This window comes from Limisphaera ngatamarikiensis (assembly GCF_011044775.1).
GTDB lineage: Bacteria > Verrucomicrobiota > Verrucomicrobiia > Limisphaerales > Limisphaeraceae > Limisphaera > Limisphaera ngatamarikiensis.
This window is the reverse complement of record NZ_JAAKYA010000076.1, coordinates 1-18,896: the sequence shown is the minus strand read 5'-3', so window position 1 is coordinate 18,896 and position 18,896 is coordinate 1. Positions and strand designations below refer to the sequence as shown.

The following is an 18,896-nucleotide window of genomic DNA, read 5'->3' as shown; positions in this document are numbered from 1 at the left end:
GTCACCAATCCTTGCGCGAACGCGATCGAGCGCCGCGTGTTGTCGTCTTCTCCGGTGGTAACCTCCGCTCGTCCCCACGCAGTGTGTCCAACAATCGTTCCGCTTCCTCGGGTGTCATCCGATCGGGTCTGCCGGACCGCTCCTCCGCGCCACGATTCCCCTCCGATTCCTCCCTTCCTGAAGGTCCGCGCTCCCTCGCCTCCGGCGGCTGCATCGCCTGCTGCTCCGATCCCTGCGGTTCCCCGGAACGCGCCGCTTCCTCACGCTCCTCGTGCTGACCCGAATTCGCGTTCGCCGACGGCTCCGACCGGGATTGCGCACCTTGTTCCTGTTGCCCGGAAGGCCGGTCCCGGCGCTGCGATTGCTGATTCTGCTGGTCGCCCGAAGACGATTGCTGCTGTTGGGACGGGGGCGGCAATTCCTCCAGCCGTTTCCGAACAAATTCGAGATTGTACTGCGCGTCGGCGTTGTTCGTGTTCAAACGCAAGGCGTTCATGTACTGACGCAGCGCCTCCTCCCACAAGGCCCTGCGCCGGTTCAGATCCGTCTCCGCCTCCCCCAGCCGGTAGAGACTGTTGCCACGGTTGTAATACGACCACTCCTGCAGACGCAGATCCTGACTCCGGCTCGCCTCCTCAAAGTAGGTGGCCGCTTCATCGAACCGTCCCTGACGATAGGCGCTGGCACCCGCGTTGAAGCGCAAACGCTCATCCGCCGGCCGTTTCTCGAGCAGTGCCTCAAACTCGCGCCGCGCTGCGTCATAATGGCCCTTCTCGTACTCCCGCAAACCCCGAGCCGCCGAGGCCGCCCACGCCGGTGTCAACCCCGAGATCCCCAACAACCAGAACACCATCACGCTCGCCAGAACGCCTCGCCGCCCGCCACGACGATGACGCTCCGGCCACAACCACTCCACAGCCGTCAGCACCAGCGCCATCGCAAGCGGCCAGTGGTACCGGTCCCGTAGCCGCCGCACAAACCTCTCCGTCCCCTCCCTGCGCGGTAAATCGGCCAATCCCCGCTCATACAGCGTCTCCATCACCCGGGGGCCCTGCAGGGGCAGATAAAATCCACCGGGCGTTGCCTCGGCCATCTGCCGCAACAACCCCTCCACCAGGCGCGACTTGACCACCTGCCCGGCCTCGTCCCGCACGTAATCCTCGCGACCCCGCGCATCCCGGACGCGGATCAAATCCCCCTCCGGCGTGCCCACGCCCACCGTAATGAGTCGGATCCCCTGACCACCCAGCCGCCGCGCCGCCTCCAACGCGCCACCCTCGTGATCCTCACCATCCGTCAGCAGCACCACCACCCGATAATTGTCTTCACGGGCCGAAAAAGCCCTCTCCGCCGCCTGCAAGGCTGCTGCCAGGCTCGTGCCCGTGTCGGACACCGTGCCCACCTCCAGCGCATCCAGACTCTGCAAAAACGCCGCATCGTCCCACGTCAGCGGACACAACAGCACCGCCGAGCCGGCAAACGCCACCAACGCAAACCGATCCGTCCTGGCCACCCGTAACAGGTCCTGGACCGCCAGCTTGGCCCGCGTCAGCCGGTTGGGCGGCACGTCCGCCGCCAGCATGCTCCGCGAAACGTCCACCGCCACCACAATGTCCAACCCGCGCTGCCGCACCTCCTCCACTGTGTAGCCCCACTGCGGCCGGGCCAGCGCCAGCAACAAACACGCGCAGGCAGCCGTCAAAAGCAGCAGCCGACCCCGCTCCCGGGCCGCCGACCACCCCACCAGCAAGACCTCCAGCAGCCGCGGGGGCACAAATTGCGCGCGCAATCGACGTCGCACCCGCGCGCCCCACCACAGCAGCGCCGCCAGCAGGACCGGCACAACCACCGCCAAACTCAGAAATTGTGGTTCCGCAAAATGCATCCCAGCCTCTCGGTCCCATGCGGAGAGCGCCAAGCCGCCCCGATCCGGCTCCACCCCGTTCAGGGCAACCTGCGCCAAACCGTCTCCGCCAGCACCACCTCGATCACCAGCAAAACCAGGGCCATCGCAACCCACCAACCAAACAATTCCCTGTGCCGCGCATAGCTCTTCACCTCAACCTCCGTCTTTTCCAAACGGTCAATCTCCCGGTAAATCTCCTCGAACCGCCCGGCATCGTCCGCCCGATAGTACCGGCCCCCCGTGCGATCCGCGATCGATCGTAACGTCTCCTCGTCAATGTCCACGTCCACCCAACGGTAAAATTTCCGGCCAAACACATCCTGTACCGGCGTGGGGGCCCGCCCGCGCGTCCCCACGCCAATGGTGTAGACCCGAACCCCCATCGCTTGCGCAGCCTCCGCCGCCGTGAGCGGATCAATCTTGCCGGCGTTGTTCTGGCCGTCGGTCATGAGAATCACCACGCGGCTTTTTCCCGGCACCTCCCGCAACCGGTTCAGTGCGCTGGCCAGCCCCATTCCGATCGCCGTCTGGTCCCCCGGAATGTCGCCCAGCTCCAACCGTTCCAGCGTCCGCAGCAGGTAATCATGATCCAGCGTCGGCGGCACCGCCACATAAGCATCCGTGGCAAACACCACCAGTCCGATCCGGTCGTTCGGCCTCCGCTCAATAAACCCCCGCAACACCCGCCGCGACATCTCCATCCGGTTGATTCGGCGCCCCTCCACGATGAAATCCTCCGCCGCCATGCTGCCCGACATGTCAAACACCACCACAATGTCCACCCCGCTCGCAGTGATCCGTGTCTCACTGTGGCTCCAACGCGGCTGTGCCAACGCCACAATGCCACACGCCAGGCCCAGACCCCGCAGCATCTGCAACCACCACGACGGCCCGCGCCGACGCAACGGGACCAAACCCCGCATCAATCGCGCCGACGAATACAAAAACGCCGCCGGCACCGCCCGGCGTCGCCGCACCCATGCCAGCCACGCCAGACACGGAAGCAACAGCAACACCCACGGATGGGCAAACGTGATCATCCCATCCCCTCCCGCACCCCCACGGGCCGGGCACCGCCACGGCCGGGCACCGCTTCCGAAACAGGCGCCTCCGGTTCCGTCTCCTCCACCAGCCGCACCGCCATCCCGTGCAGCTCCAGCAACTCCGACCGATCCGGCTCGTACCGGGCAAACTTCACCAGATCACAGCGCCGGAGAAAATCACCCAGCACCTCCTTTTGATCCGGCAACAGCCGATCCGTCTGCCGCAATTCTTCCAGGAACTCCTCCGTCGTCCGCTCCGGAGCCCGGAATTCGAACCGCTCCTCCAAATACCAGCGCAGAGCATCAGAAACCGCCACACAAAAGGCCCGCGGATCCGCCAGCAGCCCCAGCGCCGCCTCAAGTCGGCGCCGCGCCCGCACATGCGGCGGCTCCGGCGGAGGGGCCGCCGGCGCAGGTCGCGGTCGCCGCCACCACCATGTCAACAGCGCCACCCCGGCAGCTACAACCAGCACCAGCAAAACCCAGCCCAGCCAGTCCCAAACCGACGGGATCCGAACCGGGGGCACAATGTCACGCAGGTCCTCCCCGGACACGGATCCGGGGGACACAACCCTGGCCACCGTTTGTGTCGCCCGCATCATCGGTCATCCATCGCCACACGCGGAACCCCACACCGCCGGTCGCTCCGGCACGCACACGACCCCCTCAGCCGCCATGGCGCCTCCGATGTTCCCGCATCTCAAAAAACCGCGCCAGTTCACCCTCATACGGCCGGTCCGTCCGCAGCAAAATGGCATCCACACCCGCCATTCGAAACGTGCGCGCCAGCTCCGCCTGACGCCGGGCCTGTTGCTCGGAAAACTGTTCCCGCCGGCGCGCGTCCCCGGTGTCAATCTCCAACAGCTCGCCCGTTTCCACGTCCTCCAACATCAATCGCCCCAACGCCGGCAGCTCCGCCTCGTAGCGATCCAGCACCTGCACCGCCACAAGATCATGACGCCGGTTCACCTGCCGCAACAAACTCACCGTGTCCGGACCCAGGGGCGCCAGTTGAAACATCGGACCCATCGTCCGCGGCTGCAGCACTGCAGCCGGACCCGCCCCCGACGGCTCGGTCGCCAAAAAGTCCGAAATCAACACCACAATCGCCCGACGCCGCATCACCCGTAACACAAACTCCAACGCCGCCGGCAGATCCGTCCCCCGCCGGCGCGGTTCGTAAAACAGGATCTCCCGGATCACCCGCAGCACATGCCGTCGCCCCTTTCGCGGCGGCACAAAAGCCTCCACCCCCTCCGAAAACAACACCAGCCCCACCTTGTCATTGTTCCGCAGCGCCGAAAACGCCAGCACACTCGCCACCTCCGCCGCCAGCTCCCGCTTCGAAGGCTCCACCGAACCGAACCATCCCGACCCGCTCACATCCACCACCAACAACACCGTCAACTCCCGCTCCTCCACAAACCGCTTGACGAACGGATGGTTCATCCGCGCCGTCACATTCCAGTCAATCGCCCGAACCTCGTCCCCCGGCTGGTACTCCCGCACCTCCTCAAAGTTCATCCCCTGACCCCGAAACACGCTGTGGTACTGCCCCGCCAGCGTCTCGGTCACCAGCCGGTTCGTGCGAATCTCGATCTGCCGGATCTTTTTGAGAATCTCGCGCGGAATCATCTCCCCTACCCCATGGGCCGGCCGTGCCCCGCCTCACGGCACCGGCAACTCGTCAAAAATCTTCTGGATGATCGTCTCCGGAGTCTTTTCCTCCGCCTCGGCCTCGTAGGTGATCATGACCCGGTGCCGCAGCACGTCCATCCCCACCGTCTTCACGTCCTGCGGCGTCACATACCCGCGACCCCGCAAAAACGCATGCGCCTTGGCGGCCAGCGTCAAACTGATCGTCGCCCGCGGCGACGCCCCCAACTGAATGTACTCGCGCACCGGAATCTTGTACTCCTCCGGATTCCGCGTCGCGCACACCACATCCACAATGTAGTCCTTCACCTTGTCGTCCACGTAGATGTCGTTCAGCACCTCCCGCGCCCGCAAAATCTGCTCCGGTTCCACCACGGGTCGGACCTGCGGCAGACCCGACGTCCGCGCCATCAAATCCAAAATCTGCCGCTCCTCCGCCCGCGAGGGGTACCCGATCCGCAGCTTCATCATGAACCGATCCACCTGCGCCTCCGGTAACGGATAGGTCCCCTCCTGCTCGATCGGATTCTGCGTCGCCAACACGAGAAACGGTTCCTCCAGCCGGAAACTCTGATCCCCGATGGTCACCTGCCGCTCCTGCATCGCCTCCAGTAGCGCGCTCTGCACCTTGGCGGGCGCCCGGTTGATCTCATCCGCCAGCACCAAATGCGCAAAAATCGGCCCCTTCCGCGTGCTGAACGTCCCCGTGTGCGGATTGTAAATCTGCGTGCCGATCACGTCCGCCGGCAACATATCCGGCGTGAACTGCAGTCGCGAAAACTTCACCTGCAGGCACTGCGCCAGCGTCTTCACCGCCAACGTCTTCGCCAGGCCCGGCACACCCTCCAGCAATACATGACCGTTGGCCAGGAGCCCCATCACCAGCCGTTCGGTCAGATAGGTCTGGCCCACGATCACTTTCCCCAACTCCTGAAACAAGGGCCGCACAAACGCGCCGGCCTCCTGCACCGCCGACTGAATCGCAGCAATATTCACACTCATCTCAGCTTCCTTTCACCCTGACGTTGACCAACCCGTTCCCGGATGCGTTCAAAACACCCGGCTGAAGCCCCCAACATGAAGTCCCACCACCCCGCCCTGCAAGACGGTCCTGCCTCAACCCGAACCCAAACCGCAACGCCGCCGAAGCCCCCGTCCCCGTACCACCCCAACCCCATTCACCGTCCCCAACGTCCCAAACCCTCATACACCTCCACCCAGGACGGAATCCGCCGCTGCCCCATCGGCAAATCCAAACCATGGTCCGCCACGTAACCCGCACCCCACACCACCGCCGCCCAAAAAACCGGTGCCAGATCCATCCGAGCCACACGCAGCGGCAGCCACCCCAGCCAGCCCATCCAGCGCCGCCCCACCCGCGCCAGAAAATCCCAAATCGAATGCCGCCCGAAATACACGTACAAATTCACCCAGTACAGCACCAGCAACCCCGTCACCAACGGGACCCATAAACGCCAACAACCCAGCCCCAGCACCAACGCCTGATACCCGCGCCAGGGCCACGCCGCCGGCCGCGGCAGCAGCCCCAACCCGGCCAGGACCGGCTCCAATACCAACCAAACCCCACCCACCCATACAACCGGGAAAACCAACCGAACCCCGCACGGCCACCGCGCCACCGGTCCCGCAAACCTTCGCACCAGCACGTACACCGGGTTACCCTCGCACACCCGCTGCCCCGCACAGCTCAGCAACACCATCCATGCCCAGAACACCGTCACCCACACCCCGAGACTCAGCACCGCGTACAGTTCCATCAACCCCAAACCCCTCCAACCCGGCAACACGGGAAATGAAACACTCAGCACCCCCAAATTCAGCCGCGGCGTCCAATCCGACCCACCCCCCACCAGCCAGCCCAGCAACCCGCGCACCAAACACACACCCAAAACTCCGACCCACAGCCACCCCACCCGGTCCGTTGCGGTCGCCGCCGGACGGAGCGTCCCCGCCAACGTCGCAGCCGGAAGACGCCGACCCCGGTCATTGTGCCCGGCCCACGCTGCCAGCGCCAGCAACAACCCCGCCAGGTTCAGCAGGTTGTCCACCCATGCCATGCCGTTCGTCCTCCGCCCCGCCTCCCGCCCGCTCGAGCCGCCCGCACGGCCCTCACAACAGCCGGATCAACGTGTCGGCAATCTCCGCCGGCGTCGGCGCCACCGCCACCCCCGCCGCACGCAGGGCCTCAATCTTCGCCGCTGCCGTTCCTTTGCCGCCGCTGATGATCGCCCCGGCATGACCCATCCGCCGACCCGGCGGGGCCGTGGCCCCCGCAATGAACGCCGCCACCGGTTTGCGACAGTGCTCCTTGATCCAGGCCGCGGCCTCTTCCTCCGCGCTCCCGCCAATCTCGCCAATCATGATGATCGCGTGCGTGTCCGGGTCCTCCACGAACATCTTCACCACATCCAAGTGCGACATCCCGGGCACCGGATCCCCGCCAATGCCCACGCACGTGCTCTGACCCACGCCCCGCTGCGTCAGTTGCCAAACCGCTTCATAAGTCAGGGTGCCGCTCCGTGATACCACCCCCACATGACCCTTCCGGTGAATGTACCCCGGCGCAATCCCCATCCGACAACCCCCGCGCGATTCCGGGCCGTCCCCCGGCGTCACTATCCCCGGACAGTTCGGACCAATCAGCCGGGTCCGACGCCCCGCCAACGCCCGTTTCACACGCAACATGTCCGCCACCGGAATCCCCTCCGTGATGCACACCACCACCTCCACACCCGCATCCGCAGCCTCCAAAATCGCGTCCGCCGCAAACGGCGCCGGCACAAAAATCACTGATGCCGTCGCACCCGTCTCCCGCACCGCCTCCGCGACCGTGTCAAACACCGGCACCTCGTGTTCCTTGTGGCGGAATACCTGCCCGCCCTTGCCCGGGGTCACACCCGCCACCACCCGCGTGCCGTAGTCCAACGACAACTGCGCGTGCCGGGCGCCAAAACTGCCCGTAATCCCCTGAATCAATACCTTCGTTTCCGGTCCGACTAGAATCGCCATGGTACAATCAACAGCCTCTCTCTGCCCAAACCCCCGCTCCACCCGGCCGGTTGCCCGGGTCCCTCGGCAGGGCAATGATCCACAACCCCTGCATCACGCCCCAACCCCCGTGCCCCGGGCCGCCGCCACCACCTTCCGCGCCGCATCCGCCATCGAATCGGCGCTGATCAACGACAGCCCGGCCTCCGCCAACGTGCGCCGGCCCGCCTCCACATTGTTCCCCTCCAACCGCACCACCAGCGGAATCCGCAACCCCGTCTCCCGCACCGCCGCCACAATCCCACGCGCAATCACGTCGCAATCCATGATCCCGCCAAAAATGTTCACCAGAATCGCCCTCACGTTCGGATCCTGCATGATGATCCGAAACGCAGCGGTCACCTGCTCCACGCTCGCGCCACCCCCCACGTCCAGAAAGTTGGCCGGTTCACCCCCGTAATGCTTGATGATGTCCATGGTGGCCATGGCCAGGCCGGCCCCGTTGACCAGGCACGCAATGTCCCCGTCCAACTTGATGTAATTCAAATGGTGTCGGCCGGCCTCCACCTCCAGGGGCGACTCCTCACCTTCATCCCGCAACGCCGCAAGGTCCGGATGCCGGAACAACGCATTGTCCTCCAGCGCCATCTTGGCGTCCACGGCCATCAGCCGCTCCCCCTGCGGACCCGCCACCACGCAAAACGGGTTGATCTCCACCAGGGACGCCTCACACTCCCACCAGGTCCGGTAAATCGCCTCGAAACAACGCACCGCCGCACCCAGAAACGCACCCGTCAACCCCAGCGCCACCGCCAGCTTTCGACCCTGATACGCCTGCCACCCCAGCAGCGGGTCCACCGGCTCGCTCACGATCTTCTCCGGAGCGCGCGCCGCCACCTCCTCGATCTCCACACCCCCTTCGGTGCTGGCCATGACCACCGGACATCCACGCGCCCGATCCAGCAGCACCGCCACGTACAATTCCCGCCGAATCTCCGGCGCTTCCGCCACCAGGACCTTGCGGACCCTGCGACCGGCCGGGCCGGTCTGCCGCGTGATCAGCACGTTGCCCAGCATCGCCCGCGCAGCCGCCTCCGCTTCCCCGGGTGTTGAGACCAGCTTCACCCCACCCCGATACCCGTCCACAAAAACCCCTTTGCCCCGACCGCCGGCGTGAATCTGGGCCTTCACCACCAACTGCGTCGCGCCCGCAGCCCGCAACCGCTCCGCCTCGGCCCGCGCCTGCTCGGCCGTTTCACACACACCCCCCGCAGGCACCGGAACACCCCGGGCCGCCAACAATTGCTTTGCCTGGTACTCGTGAAGATTCATGCCTTGTGCAAAACGCCCCGCGATTCAACGAACCTCGCGGGCCAAACGCAATCCCAAAACCCCGCCGCTGCCCCAACCCGTCGGCTGTGGGGAAAGCCACCTATAAGTCGGACGCACCCCGCGACTCCGGCCCTCCGATCATCACCGCATGCGTGCGCCCGCCGAACCGTTCTCCATTCACTCAACCGCGCTGATCAATCGGCACGTAATGTTGCAGCGGCGGCCCCACATACACCTGACGCGGCCGGTAAATCCGCCGGGTCGGCGACTCCACCACCTCCCGGTAGTGCGCAATCCAACCGGGCATCCGACCAATCGCAAAAATCACCGGAAACATGTTCACCGGAATGTCCAGCGCCCGCATGATGATGCCACTGTAAAAGTCCACATTGGGATACAGCTTGCGTTCCACGAAGTATTCGTCCTGCAACGCCGCCTCTTCCAATCGCTTGGCTATGTCCAGCAGCGGATCGGTCCGATTCAGCCTGGCCAGCAACTCGTCGCAGTGCCGCTTGATGATGCGTGCCCGGGGGTCGTAGTTCTTGTACACCCGATGCCCGAACCCCATCAGTCGTCGACCGCTCTTCCGGCTCTTCACCTCCTCCAGAAACTTCCGACCGTCATCCCCGCTCCGGTGGATCTCCTCCAGCATCTCAATCACCGCCTGGTTCGCCCCGCCATGTAACGGCCCCCACAACGCGCAAACCCCCGCCGCCGCACACGCAAAAAGGTTCGCCCCGCTCGACGCCACCATCCGAACCGTCGAGGTCGAGCAATTCTGCTCGTGATCCGCATGCAGCAGAAACAGCAGGTCCAGCGCCCGGACGGCCTCCGGCTTCAGCTCCACGTCCTCCGTGGGATGCGAAAACATCATGTGCAGAAAATTGGCCGCATACTTGTACTGCGGCTTCGGATACACGAAGGGCAAACCGCGCGACTTGCGATAGGCAAACGCCGCAATGGTCCGCACCTGCGACAACAACCGCGCCGCCTGTTCCTCGAAGTGATTCGGCACCTCCGGCCGCAACAGCTCCGGGTAATAACAACCCGCCGCATTGATCATCGCCGAAAGAATCGCCATTGGATGCGCATGAGGCGGAAAACCCTCAAAGTGAAACTTCATGTCCTCATGCAGCATCTGGTTCCGCGTCAGGGCATTCGAGAACGCCTGCAACTCCGCCCGTGTCGGAAGTTTCCCCATGATCAGCAGGTACGCCACCTCCACAAACGACGACTGCTCCACCAGCTCCTCGATCGGAATCCCCCGGTAACGCAGAATCCCCTTCTCACCGTCAATGAACGTGATCGCGCTGCAACACGATCCCGTGTTCGCGTAACCCTCGTCCAACGTGATGTAACCGGTCTGGTTTCGCAGTTCCCGGATATCAATCGCCTTCTCCCGCTCCGTGCCCACCACGACCGGGAACGTGTAAACCTTACCCCCAACATTGATCTCGACTTGCTCGCTCATAACCCTTGAACCCCGGTACCACAAGCTGCCGTGAACCTACACATCACGCAGCCGCCAAGCCAAGCCCAAAGCCCGTAACCCGCAAAGCGTTCACCCCAATGCCCCCACTCTGGCCACCAAACCACCCGGTGCAGGGCGGGGCAACCAACCTTCCAGGACACGCCCTCCGGCCGGCCCGCCGCCCGGCTCCCGCCCGCGTCACCCACCATCCCCTCCGCACCTCAACCCCTCGGGCAGCCCGTCCAACCCCAGCGCTCAACCGTCCCCCACCCGACCCACACCCGCGCGCCAGGCCCGAAACACCGAGGGCGCCACCCCGAACACACGCTTGAACACGCGCGAAAAGTGGAAAGGGTCGCTGAAACCAGCCTCCAACGCCACCTCCTTGACCAGGGCACCCGGCTCGGACAACCGCGCCGCCGCAGCCTCCAGCTTCCGCCGCAGCAGGTACTCATACGGCGTTTGACCGGAAAACCTGCGGAACAACCGGCACAAATAAGCGGCGTCCACATGACACGCCCGGGCCACGTCAGCCACACTGCGCAGCCGGGCATGCTCCTCCTGGATCAGGGCACAACACCGCTGCCAGGTCAGAAACGCCCGTGGCGAGGAGGACGCAGGCACAGTGGACATCACCCCGAGCTTCCAGCTCAAACATTCCAGCAGAAGACGCGCCATCACCCCGCCAGCCCGCCCCGAGGTCAAACCCGCCTCAATCAGCTCCTCAAACAACCCCTGCAAAGCCGTCGGCGGATGCACGCGCACCAGCCGCGGCGGCCACAGGCCGCACCGCCGCAACAACCCTCGCGCGCCGCGCCCCGCAAAATCCACAAAATACTTCACCAGCGGCGTCTCCGCCGAGGTTTCGATCTCATGAGCCACGCCCGGTCCGTAGGAGAACACATCCCCCGGCTCCAACCCCGTCCGCACACCCTGCAATGCCAGCTGGCCCCGACCCGCCACCACGTACTCCAGCGAGTAGAAAGGAAAATCCGTCCGATGAATCCGATAGGTCGGCATGCACTCCTCCCGCCCACCACAAACCACCACCAGCCCCGCCCGCCGGTTGGGAGCCAAATCCCCGTAAAACCGCCGCGCCCCCCTCACCTGGGTCGAAAAGAATGCGGGCGGCCCCGCCACCCCATGCCTCGCCTGGGCCGGATCCTGCACCATCCGTCTCGTGGTCAAACATGGGCATGCACCGGTCAAAGATCAACATTCCCTTGCCCGGCCCTCTCACCTAGACTTGCACCCGACAACCGTGGCAGAAGCAACCAGGGCCGGCGCACCAAACCCGGGCCCGGCCGGAGACTGACCAAGAGCAAAAATGATCATCGATACCAAACGCGTCGTGGAACCGGATCCGCCCCTGCAACCGGATGACCTTCTCGTCATCACCGGTGCCGGCGGCTTCATCGGCGGCAACCTCGTCCGTTACTTCCGCAAAAAGGGATTTCGCCGAATCCGTGCGGTGGACAAGAAGCCCCTGCCCCAGTGGTATATCCGGGAGCCGGGTGTCGAAAACCTCTGCCTCGACCTCAGCATCGAGGAAAATTGCCGTCGCGCCGTCGAAGGGGCCGTTGAGGTGTACAACCTGGCCGCCGACATGGGCGGCATGGGCTTCATCGAACGCTACCGCGTCGAGTGTCTCCGCTCCATCCTCATCAACACCCACCTCATCGAGTCGGCCTGGCGCGCCGGCGTCCGCCGCTACTTCTTCTCCAGCTCCGCCTGCGCCTATAACATCCAGCTCCAGCAGGATCCCAACGCCCGCGCCCTCAAGGAGTCCGATGCCTACCCCGCCTGGCCCGAACGCGGCTACGGATGGGAAAAGCTCATGAGCGAAATCTTCTGCCAGGAATACTGGGCCGAACGGGGCCTCAAAACCTTCATCGCCCGGTTCCACAACGTCTACGGCCCCTACGGCACCTGGGACGGCGGCCGCGAAAAGGCCCCCGCCGCCATCTGCCGGAAGGTCATCGAAGCCATCGACCGCGGCGACCTGCGCATCACCATCTGGGGCGACGGCCGGCAAACCCGCAGTTTCATGTACATCGACGACTGCGTTTACGGCATCGACCGCATCATGCACTGCGACGAGCTCATCGCCACGCCCATCAACCTCGGCTCCAGTGAACTCGTCTCCATCAACGATCTGGTCTCCCTCGTCGAAAAAATCGCCGGCGTCACCCTCAAACGCGAATACGACCTGAACGCTCCCCGCGGCGTCGCCGGCCGCAACTCCGACAACACCTTCATCAAGAAGGTCCTCGGCTGGGAACCCAGCACGCCACTCGAACAGGGCCTGCGCGTTACCTACCACTGGATCAAGGAACAATACGAGGCCCGGAAACAGGGACGCCACGTCGTCGAATAACCCTCACCGTCACCCACCCGGCAACCGGACTCATGACCGATCCCGTCCAGAAGTTCCTGGGTCGGATCCCGCTCCGCATCGCCCTGGCCGGCGGTTGGATTGACCAGCCGTTCGTCTCCCGCCACAACCCCGATCCCCCGGGCTCCATGGTGGTCGTCTCCCTCGTCCCCAACTTCCGGCCCATGGACCGCGCCGGATTCGCCACCGGCACCCGCGCCGTTGCCCACCGCATCTGGAAAGGGCGCCTGCCCCGCCGACCACCCCACCAGCTGGTCCGCGAACTCTACAAGGCCGAAAACGAAGGCCGCGCCGACCCCAGCGGTTCCCAGGACATGATCGGCATCGTCTACCCCGGAATCAGCCGGCTCGACTATGACGCACGCATCGAGGGCGGGATCTTCCCCGCCCACATCGAAACGCTCACCGACCCGCAAATCGTCGCCTGGCTCGAACGAGTCCTTCACATCCTCCCGGTCGAGCCCAGACCGGAGGGTTACTACCCCTTGGGCCGTCAAAACCTCGACCCGCGCTGGATCGCGCGGCTCGGCCGGTCCGGCCGCGCCTGCTTCGAAGCCATCCGTACACGCGACCTGACCGCCCTCGGCCGCTCCTTCAACGAATGCATGGCCTGCTGGGAGGCCATCCTGCCGGACACCGTCCAGCACCCCACCCTGCGCGTCGACCTCAAAGCCATGCTCCGCGCCTACCAGCGCCGGTACCCGGGAGCCATGTTCTCCGGCTGCGGCGGCGGCTACCTGTTCGTCGCTGCCGACGAGCCCGTGCCCGGGTCCTTCCCAATCCAGATCCGAACCTCATGAACGCCCCCGCACCATCCCGCCAACCACCACCAACCCGCACCGCCTCAACCCACGCGGCAGCCGTCCTCGTCTCGGGGCCCTTCGATGACCTCCGCTCCCATCACGTCCGCTTCCTCCAGGAAGCCGCCCGACGCGGCCCCGTAACCGTCCTGCTCTGGACTGACGACGCCATCGTCCGATTCCACGGACAACCACCCAGGTTCCCCTTCCCCGAACGACTCTACCTCCTGAAAGCCCTGCGATTCGTGCACAACGTCGTCCCCGTCGCCAACCCTGACCACCCGGATCCTTCCCTGCTCCCAACAGGTCCGCTCCTCTGGATCGAGCCCCCCTTCCCCGAACACCAGCCTCCGCCACCCAAACACCCGAACCTTGAGACCTTCCGCCTCGCGGAAGCCGACCTGGCCGGGTTCCCCCTCCCCGAACCGCTGCCCGCCGACCCCCGGCGCAAAAAGGTCGTCGTCACCGGTTGTTACGACTGGCTCCACTCGGGGCACGTCCGGTTTTTCGAAGAGGTCAGTGCCCTGGGCAACCTCTACGTCGTTGTCGGCAACGACGCCAACGTCCGCGCCCTCAAAGGCCCGGGCCACCCGCTCCAATCCCAGGACGAACGTCGCTACATGGTCGCTGCCATCCGATACGTCACCGAGACCTTCATCTCGTCAGGCCAGGGCTGGCTGGATGCCGACCCCGAGATCCGCCGCCTCCGTCCCGAGATCTACGCCGTCAATGAGGACGGCGACAAGGGAGGCAAACGCGAGTACTGCGCTCAAATGGGCATCCAATACGTCGTCCTCAAACGGACCCCCGCCCCCGGGTTGCCAGCCCGATCCAGCACCCAGCTCCGCGGATTCTGACAACCTCACCCAAACCATGGTCAACCAAACCATCGAGAACCCAAAAACCAACATGAAAACCCCGATCACCTGCACAACCCGCTCACAGCCACGAACACCCCAGGTTCTCACCTGGATCCCCTTGTTGGGCATGGCCCTCCTCACAAAGCTCACCGCCGAAGAACCCGTTCAACTCCAGATCGCCGGCGGCCCGTTCCTCCCCACAGCCGAGTCACTCAGCCAGTACACATGCCCGGACTGGTTCCGTGACGCCAAATTCGGCATCTGGGCCCATTGGGGCCCGCAATCAGTCCCCATGGCCGGTGACTGGTACGCACGAAACCTCTACGTCCAGGGCCATCGGCAATACCAGCATCACTTGGAAAACTACGGCCACCCCTCCACCAACGGCTGGAAGGACATCATCCCCCTCTGGCGTGCCGAGAAATTCGATCCCGATCGCCTCATGGCCCTCTACCGCCGCGCCGGCGCTCGTTACTTCGTCTCCATGGGCGTCCATCACGACAACTTCGACCTCTGGAACTCCAAACACCATCGCTGGAACGCCGTCCAAATGGGACCCCACCGCGACATCGTCGGCGCCTGGCAACAGGCCGCACGCAAATACGGCCTCCGATTCGGCGTATCCGAACACCTCGGCGCCAGCTTCACCTGGTTCCAAACCGCCAAGGGCAGCGACAAAACCGGTCCCCTCGCAGGCATCCCCTACGACGGCAACCTCAGGGAATTCTGGGACCTCTACCATCCGCCCGCCGACCCCCACGACCGCGGCTGGTATTCCACCAACCGACAATGGCACCTGACCTGGTTCCGACGCATCAAAGACCTCGTGGACACCTACCAACCCGATCTCCTCTACACCGATGGCGGTATCCCCTTCGACGGCGTCGGCCGCAGCCTCGTCGCCCATTTCTACAACACCAGCATTCGGCAGCGCGGCCGCCTCGACGTCGTTTACACCTGCAAGAACATGGGCTCCGGTGAGTTCATCCCCGGCGCCGCCATCGAGGACCTCGAACGCGGCGTGCAGCCGGACATCAGACCCCACCCGTGGCAAACCGACACCTCCATCGGCGACTGGTTCTACAACCGCAACTGGAAATACCGGCCCGCGCGCTGGATCATCCACATGCTGGTGGACATCGTCAGCAAAAACGGCAACCTCCTGCTCAACATCGTCCAGCGCCCCGACGGTTCCCTCGACCCCGAGGTCGAACAAACCCTCGAAGAACTGGCCGCCTGGTTTGCCATTCACGGCCCCGCCATCTACGGCACCCGCCCCTGGCAGGTTTACGGCGAAGGCCCCACCCGCGTCCGTGGCGGCCACTTCCGCGAAGATTACAACTTCACCTCCCGCGACATCCGGTTCACCACCAAGGGATCCACCCTCTACGCCATCGCGCTCGGCTGGCCGGAAGACGGCCGCATCGTGATCCGCGCCCTCGCCAGCGTCCCCGGTTCCCCCACCAACCGCATCCGATCCGTTTACCTGCTCGGACATGAGCGCCCCCTCCGTTGGACCCAGGACACCAACGGCCTCACCGTGTTCCTACCGGCCCGCGCCCCCTCACTCCACACGGCCGCCCTCCGCATCAGCGGCTCCACCCTGGCACCCGCGCCAAACTTCGCCACCACACCACCCATCACGCCCCGCCCCGACGGCTCCTTCCCACTCGACGCCGACACCGCCGACCTCCACGGCTCCCACATCCGCATCGAACAACGGGCCGGCAAATCCAACATCGGATTCTGGGACCGACCCGACGAATCCGTCTCATGGACCCTCCAGATCCCCGGCCCCGCCCGCTACCACGCCCGCCTCGAATGCGCAGCCGCCGCAGGCTCAAGCCGAATCTCCCTCCAAACCGAAACCCAAACCCTCACCGCCGACATCCCCGCCACCCGTTCGTGGGACGAATTCCAAACCGTGGAGCTCGGCACCCTCACGTTCGACCGCCCCGGCACCCACAAGGTCGAGCTGAAACCTGCCAACGCAGCTGCATGGCGCGCCGTCAACGTCCGAATCCTCCAACTCATCCCGGCGCCCTGACCCTACCCCAGCCGGCCGTCCCGCGGCCGCCGCTTGACGTCACACCAACCCGGGTGTAACCAAAGGTCACGATGGGGAGCTAACCGGTCCCGGCCCAAACAGCGGCCGGGCAAAGGCTGAGAGGGTACGGCGGGGGCCGTACCGACCCGTGGAACCTGATCCGGGTAATGCCGGCGAAGGGATCCTCGATGACCTCCTTCTCCGCCCGTTCCCGGTCAACCTCCCCATCAAACCGGAAGGACACACAACATGATCGCGGACCCAAAAACCATCGAAGCCCAAACCGACCCGGCGCACACCAGCCAACCCATGCCCAAGTCCCGCCGCGTCTACGTGTCGGGCCAGCTCTACCCCGACATCCGCGTGCCCATGCGCGAAATTGAGCTCTCCCCCACCCGCCGCGCCGACGGCTCCCTCGAGGTCAATGAACCGGTCCGCGTCTACGACACCAGCGGCCCATGGGGCGACCCGAATTTCCACGGGGACGTCACCCGCGGCCTGCCCCCCATCCGCCGACCCTGGATCCTCGCCCGCGGCGACGTCGAAGAATATGAGGGCCGACCCCTCCGTCCGGAGGACGATGGCTACCTTTCCGAGCAACACCGTCAATGGGCCCGCGCCAAACGGCAGGACGACCCCGGCTACCGCCTCGAAGGCCTCACCGCCCCCCGCCGCAAACCCCTCCGCGCCTCCAAAGGCCACCCCGTCACCCAGCTCTGGTACGCCCGCCAGGGCATCATCACCCCGGAAATGGAGTTCGTCGCCATCCGCGAAAACATGCGGCTCTACAACCTCAAAACCCTCATGGCCGAACTCTCCAAAGACCGCGTCCGGGACGACCTCCGCAAACAACACCTCGGTTCCGCACAGCAGCCCAACTCGCCCTTCACCCCATCCGTCTTCCGCCGTTTCCCCCAGCGCATCCCCGACGAAATCACACCCGAATTCGTCCGCCAGGAAGTTGCCGCCGGCCGCGCCATCATCCCCGCCAACATCAACCACCCCGAACTCGAACCGATGATCATCGGCCGCAACTTCCTCGTGAAGGTCAACGCCAACATCGGCAACTCCGCCATCGCCTCCTCCATTGAAGAAGAGGTCGAGAAAATGCGCTGGGCCATCCAATGGGGCGCCGACACCGTCATGGACCTCTCCACCGGCAAAAACATCCACGCCACCCGCGAGTGGATTCTTCGCAACTCGCCCGTGCCCATCGGCACCGTCCCCATCTACCAGGCCCTCGAAAAAGTCGGCGGCAAACCCGAGGAGCTCTCCTGGGAGATCTTCCGCGACACCCTCATCGAACAGGCCGAACAGGGCGTGGACTACATCACCGTCCACGCCGGCGTCCTCCTGCGCTTCATCCCGTTGACCGCCCGCCGCATGACCGGCATCGTCTCGCGCGGCGGCTCCATCATGGCCAAGTGGTGCCTCGCCCATCACCAGGAAAACTTCCTCTACACCCACTGGGACGAACTCTGCGAAATCTGCGCCGCCTACGACATCGCCTTCTCCATCGGCGACGGCCTCCGACCCGGCTCCATCGCCGACGCCAACGACGAAGCCCAGTTCGCTGAACTCCAGGTCCAGGGCGAACTCACCCGCCGCGCCTGGGAACACGGCGTACAGGTCATGAACGAAGGCCCCGGCCACATCCCCATGCACCTCATCGAGGAAAACATGCACAAACAACTCGAATGGTGCGGTGAGGCGCCCTTCTACACCCTCGGCCCGCTCACCACCGACATCGCCCCCGGCTACGACCACATCACCAGCGCCATCGGCGCGGCCCTGATCGCCTGGTACGGCACGGCCATGATCTGCTACGTCACCCCCAAGGAACACCTCGGCCTGCCCAACAAGAAGGACGTCAAAGACGGCGTCATCGCCTACAAGATCGCCGCCCACGCCGCCGACCTCGCCAAGGGTCATCCCGGCGCGCAATACCGCGACAACGCGCTCTCCAAGGCGCGCTTCGAGTTCCGCTGGGAAGATCAGTTCAACCTCAGCCTCGATCCGGTCACCGCGCGCGAGTTTCACGACGCGACCCTGCCGCAGGAAGCCGCCAAATCGGCCCACTTCTGCAGCATGTGCGGCCCGCAGTTCTGCTCGATGAAGATCACCGAGGACGTGCGCCGCTACGCCGCCGAACACGGCCTCTCCGAACAGGAGGCCCTCCGGAAGGGCATGGAGGAAAAATCTCGCCAGTTCGTCGAGAAAGGCAGCGAGCTTTACACGAAAGCATAGGCACACTGTTCCTTTTGGGAAAAGTTCATCCCCCCCCAAACCTTGGCCATCGCCTGAGGTATTGCACCGGCGGGTGAAGATTTTTTGGGTTCGGCGTTGAATATCGTCGCGCGCCGTGCCTCAATGAAGC

At 64.8% G+C, this 18,896-nt stretch carries 15 protein-coding genes and 1 riboswitch; of the genes, 5 read left to right on the top strand and 10 right to left on the bottom strand.

The annotated features are described in order from the left end of the window. Position 1: 1 nt before the first annotated feature. The 10 genes from G4L39_RS10935 to G4L39_RS10890 all read right to left on the bottom strand — a co-directional run bounded on the left by G4L39_RS10935 (position 2) and on the right by G4L39_RS10890 (position 11,605). A complete protein-coding gene (locus G4L39_RS10935) occupies positions 2-1,885 on the bottom strand; it encodes a vWA domain-containing protein (protein ID WP_165108200.1) in 1,884 nt (627 codons plus the stop codon). 59 nt (positions 1,886-1,944) lie between these two features. Then, positions 1,945-2,946, bottom strand: coding sequence for a vWA domain-containing protein (locus G4L39_RS10930; RefSeq protein ID WP_165108198.1), 1,002 nt, complete (start codon positions 2,944-2,946; stop codon positions 1,945-1,947). Continuing rightward, entirely contained in the window at positions 2,943-3,548 is a 606-nt protein-coding gene (locus G4L39_RS10925; protein ID WP_165108196.1) for a hypothetical protein, read from the bottom strand. Before G4L39_RS10925 ends, G4L39_RS10930 begins: the two co-directional genes overlap by 4 nt. Positions 3,549-3,615: 67 nt before the next feature. After that, complete coding sequence (locus G4L39_RS10920) at positions 3,616-4,584, bottom strand: DUF58 domain-containing protein (RefSeq protein WP_165108195.1); 969 nt, start codon at positions 4,582-4,584, stop codon at positions 3,616-3,618. Positions 4,585-4,617: 33 nt separating this feature from the next. Further along, positions 4,618-5,607, bottom strand: coding sequence for an AAA family ATPase (locus tag G4L39_RS10915; RefSeq protein ID WP_165108193.1), 990 nt, complete (start codon positions 5,605-5,607; stop codon positions 4,618-4,620). 176 nt (positions 5,608-5,783) lie between these two features. Further along, positions 5,784-6,683 carry a hypothetical protein gene (locus tag G4L39_RS10910; protein ID WP_165108192.1) on the bottom strand — a complete coding sequence of 300 codons (900 nt, stop codon included), beginning with the start codon at positions 6,681-6,683 and terminating at the stop codon, positions 5,784-5,786. Between the two features lie 52 nt (positions 6,684-6,735). Beyond that, positions 6,736-7,635: a succinate--CoA ligase subunit alpha gene (gene sucD / locus G4L39_RS10905; RefSeq protein ID WP_165108190.1), complete on the bottom strand. Its 900-nt coding sequence runs from the start codon at positions 7,633-7,635 to the stop codon at positions 6,736-6,738. Between the two features lie 93 nt (positions 7,636-7,728). Further along, positions 7,729-8,946 (bottom strand): ADP-forming succinate--CoA ligase subunit beta, encoded by a 1,218-nt coding sequence (sucC, locus tag G4L39_RS10900; protein WP_165108189.1) that lies wholly within the window; start codon positions 8,944-8,946, stop codon positions 7,729-7,731. Between the two features lie 181 nt (positions 8,947-9,127). After that, a complete protein-coding gene (locus G4L39_RS10895; protein WP_165108188.1) occupies positions 9,128-10,417 on the bottom strand; it encodes a citrate synthase in 1,290 nt (429 codons plus the stop codon). Positions 10,418-10,672: 255 nt separating this feature from the next. Beyond that, positions 10,673-11,605: an AraC family transcriptional regulator gene (locus tag G4L39_RS10890; protein WP_165108183.1), complete on the bottom strand. Its 933-nt coding sequence runs from the start codon at positions 11,603-11,605 to the stop codon at positions 10,673-10,675. 139 nt (positions 11,606-11,744) lie between these two features. On the opposite strand from G4L39_RS10890, the gene G4L39_RS10885 reads away from it, so the two are divergent. The 5 genes from G4L39_RS10885 (at position 11,745) to thiC (ending at position 18,766) form a co-directional block, all read left to right on the top strand. Beyond that, a complete protein-coding gene (locus G4L39_RS10885; RefSeq protein ID WP_165108182.1) occupies positions 11,745-12,794 on the top strand; it encodes an NAD-dependent epimerase/dehydratase family protein in 1,050 nt (349 codons plus the stop codon). Between the two features lie 32 nt (positions 12,795-12,826). After that, entirely contained in the window at positions 12,827-13,612 is a 786-nt protein-coding gene (locus tag G4L39_RS10880; protein ID WP_165108181.1) for a hypothetical protein, read from the top strand. Next, positions 13,609-14,469 (top strand): adenylyltransferase/cytidyltransferase family protein, encoded by an 861-nt coding sequence (locus G4L39_RS10875; protein ID WP_165108179.1) that lies wholly within the window; start codon positions 13,609-13,611, stop codon positions 14,467-14,469. Before G4L39_RS10880 ends, G4L39_RS10875 begins: the two co-directional genes overlap by 4 nt. Before the next feature lie 52 nt (positions 14,470-14,521). Beyond that, positions 14,522-16,519, top strand: coding sequence for an alpha-L-fucosidase (locus G4L39_RS10870; protein ID WP_165108178.1), 1,998 nt, complete (start codon positions 14,522-14,524; stop codon positions 16,517-16,519). Between the two features lie 62 nt (positions 16,520-16,581). Then, positions 16,582-16,718, top strand: a riboswitch (TPP riboswitch). 50 nt (positions 16,719-16,768) lie between these two features. After that, positions 16,769-18,766, top strand: coding sequence for a phosphomethylpyrimidine synthase ThiC (thiC, locus tag G4L39_RS10865; RefSeq protein WP_165108176.1), 1,998 nt, complete (start codon positions 16,769-16,771; stop codon positions 18,764-18,766). Positions 18,767-18,896: the final 130 nt, after the last annotated feature.